This window comes from Saccharomonospora halophila 8 (assembly GCF_000383775.1).
GTDB lineage: Bacteria > Actinomycetota > Actinomycetes > Mycobacteriales > Pseudonocardiaceae > Saccharomonospora > Saccharomonospora halophila.
Map to the genome: position 1 here is coordinate 28,540 of NZ_KB912568.1, position 2,877 is coordinate 31,416.

At 74.0% G+C, this 2,877-nt stretch carries 2 protein-coding genes and 1 pseudogene; all 3 read left to right on the forward strand.

Annotation, left to right across the window (positions count from 1 at the left end; all coding sequences use genetic code 11):
• The first annotated feature begins 172 nt into the window (after positions 1 to 172).
• Positions 173 to 916, forward strand: a complete 744-nt coding sequence (locus tag SACHA_RS22610; RefSeq protein WP_019811390.1) for a lysophospholipid acyltransferase family protein — start codon at positions 173 to 175, stop codon at positions 914 to 916.
• Between the two features lies 1 nt (position 917).
• Positions 918 to 1,928: an NAD(P)H-dependent glycerol-3-phosphate dehydrogenase gene (locus SACHA_RS0116155; RefSeq protein WP_019811391.1), complete on the forward strand. Its 1,011-nt coding sequence runs from the start codon at positions 918 to 920 to the stop codon at positions 1,926 to 1,928.
• A 400-nt stretch (positions 1,929 to 2,328) separates the two neighbouring features.
• Positions 2,329 to 2,814: pseudogene (locus tag SACHA_RS22615) on the forward strand (cysteine dioxygenase); the annotation flags it as partial.
• Positions 2,815 to 2,877 lie beyond the last annotated feature (63 nt).

A 2,877-nucleotide genomic window follows, 5' to 3' on the forward strand; every position in this document is an offset into this window, starting at 1 on the left:
CCCGCCGTGCCGCCCGCGCGGGACGCGGCGGTGCGGCGGGCCGGTCGTCCCGGCGGAGTCCCGGGACACGCTGTGGGAGGATCGCCGGGTCAGGTGTCGGGGAGAGACGTCCACCGCCCGGTGCGGCGTCGGTCCCGGAGGAGTCGGTCTCGGAGGAATCGGAGGGTCAGTCTTGGCGGAGCGGGAGAAGGGCGGGTTCTGGGTCGGCGCGGCCGCGGTGCTGTTCTACCCGCTGACGTGGATGGGCCGCAGCGTCTACCACGACGCGGAGCGCGTCCCCCGGCACGGGCCCGCGCTGCTGGTGATGAACCACGTCTCCCATCTCGACCCCGCCGTCGACGCCGTGTTCGTGCACCGTCACCGGCGGGTCCCGCGCTTCATGGCCAAGGAGAGTCTCTTCCGCGTCCCCGTGTTCGGCAGGATCCTGGCGGGCTCGGGGGGCATCCCGGTCTCCCGCGGTACCGGCTCCGCGGGGGACAGCCTCGCGGCCGCCCACCGGACCCTGCGCGAGGGCAAGGCCGTGCTGATCTACCCGGAAGGGACGATCACCAAGGATCCGCAGGGCTGGCCCAAACGCGCCCACACCGGGGTGGCCCGGTTGGCGCTGAGCAACGACGTCCCGGTCATCCCGATCGCCCGCTGGGGAACCCAGAAGATCTGGAACGGCTACACGAGGAAGTTCCGGCCGTTGCCGCGCAAGACCGTGGTGCACGCCGTCGGTGAACCCGTCGACCTGACCGCCTACCGGGGGAAGGAACAGACCCCCGAGGTGCTCCGCGAGGTCACCGACCTGCTCATGGGCGAGGTGCGGACGCTGCTGTCCGGATTGCGGGGCCAGAGGCCGCCCGCCCGCGTCGAGGGCGGCACCGGGGGCACCCGGGCCCGGGACGCCGATCCCGCGGGAGGCGAGGCCTGACATGGCCCTCGAACGGATCACCGTGCTCGGCGCGGGCTCGTGGGGGACGACGTTCGCGAAGGTACTCGCCGACGCCGGCCGCGAGGTCACGGTGTGGGCCCGGCGCGCCGACGTCGCGGACGAGATCACCGTCCGGCACACCAACTCCGCGTACCTGCCCGGCGTGCGGCTGCCGGACGGGCTGTCCGCCACCGCCGACGCGGGGCGGGCGCTGGCCGGGGCCGAGGCGGTGGTACTGGCCGTGCCCAGCCAGAGCCTGCGGGACAACCTGACCCGGTGGCGGGAGCTGGTGCCGGACGGGGCGGTGCTGGTGAGTCTGGCCAAGGGCGTGGAACTCGGCTCACTGAAGCGGATGAGCCAGGTCGTCGGCGAGATCGTGGACATGCCCGCCGACGACGTCGTGGTGGTCTCCGGGCCGAACCTGGCGCGGGAGATCGCGGAGGAGCAGCCCGCCGCGGCGGTGCTCGCCTGCGCCGACCACGACCGTGCCGTGGCGGTGCAGCAGGCCGGTTCCACCCCCTACTTCCGGCCCTACACCAACACCGACGTCGTCGGCTGCGAACTGGCCGGTGCGTGCAAGAACGTCATCGCGCTCAGTTGCGGGATGGCCGCGGGACTCGGCTTCGGGGCGAACACGGTCGCCACCCTGATCACCCGGGGACTGGCCGAGACCGCCCGGCTCGGCACCGCCCTGGGGGCCGACGCGCTCACGTTCGCGGGACTGGCCGGCGTGGGCGACCTGGTGGCGACGTGTTCGTCACCGCTGTCCCGCAATCGCACGTTCGGCGAGCGGGTCGGCAGCGGCGAGACGATCGAGCAGGCGCGGGCGGCGCAGGGCGGCCAGGTGGCCGAGGGGGTCACCTCCTGCCGCTCCATCCGCGAACTGGCCCGCGGGGCCGGGGTCGACATGCCGCTCACCGAGGCCATGCACCGGGTCTGTCACGAGGGTGCCGACCCCGCGACCGTCGGTGCCGAGCTGCTCGGGCGCGCGCGCAAACACGAGTGGTCCTGAGTCGCCGACGCGGGCGGGGAGGATCCCGTTCGCGTTCCGCTCCGCGGGATGCGGGGCGGGTATCCGGTTGACGGCCGGGGTCCGGGGTGGTTCTGTGGAACACATGTCACTGCCCCGTGTGCCCGGATCGCGGATCGCCGCGTACCGGGCGCCCACGCCGAGCGGCCCACGTCTCGTCGGTGCCGCGCGGGCAGTATGTCGTCCGTGTCCGTGTCGCCGCTGACCCGCTCGCGGAGTGTGCGACCACACGCGGTTCGCTCCGTGACCGGAGTCCCCGCGGCGCGGCGCTGACCGCCCGGGATCGCACCGGGAACCCCGGACCGCCGATCCCCCGGTCCGCCCCCGCGGAGGCGACAGGGTTCCGTCCGTCCACGACTCACCACTGGGAAGTCTCTTCGTCATGTTCGCCGTTCCCGAGAACACGATCGCGCCCGAACCCGTCGACACCGCCGCGCGCCACCCCGTGCGTACGGCACTGGAGTTCGCGGCCGACCGGCAACGCTGGCGCAACCTGCTGCGGTACGACCCGGACGAGCGCTTCGCCGTCCTGCTCGACGACACCCACGGCCGCCAGGTGTGGCTGCTGAGCTGGCTGCCGGGGCAGTGCACCGGTCTGCACGACCACGGCGACACGACCGGTGCCTTCACGGTGGTCAGCGGCAGGCTCACCGAGACGGTTCTGCGTCCGGGCCCGTCCGGCCCGTCGGGTGTCGCGCCGGACGGGCCGGGGTACCGGGAGTCGCTGGTCGTCACCGCGGGGCAGTCCCGGGTGTTCGGGCCCGGCTACGTCCACGAGGTCCGCAACGCCGGGTCCGACCCCGTGATCAGCGTGCACGTCTACGCCGACGGGCCCCGCACCGTGCGCCCGGTCCCGGAAGCCGGCCCGGGGGATTCCGTCGGCGCGGCCGGGTCCGCCGTGGGGGAGGTGTCCGAGGTGGCGGCCCCGTCG

Bases quoted from the DNA above. Each gene is read 5' to 3' on its own strand.
- SACHA_RS0116155 (WP_019811391.1), top strand. From the start codon at position 918: ATGGCCCTCGAACGGATCACCGTGCTCGGCGCGGGCTCGTGGGGGACG.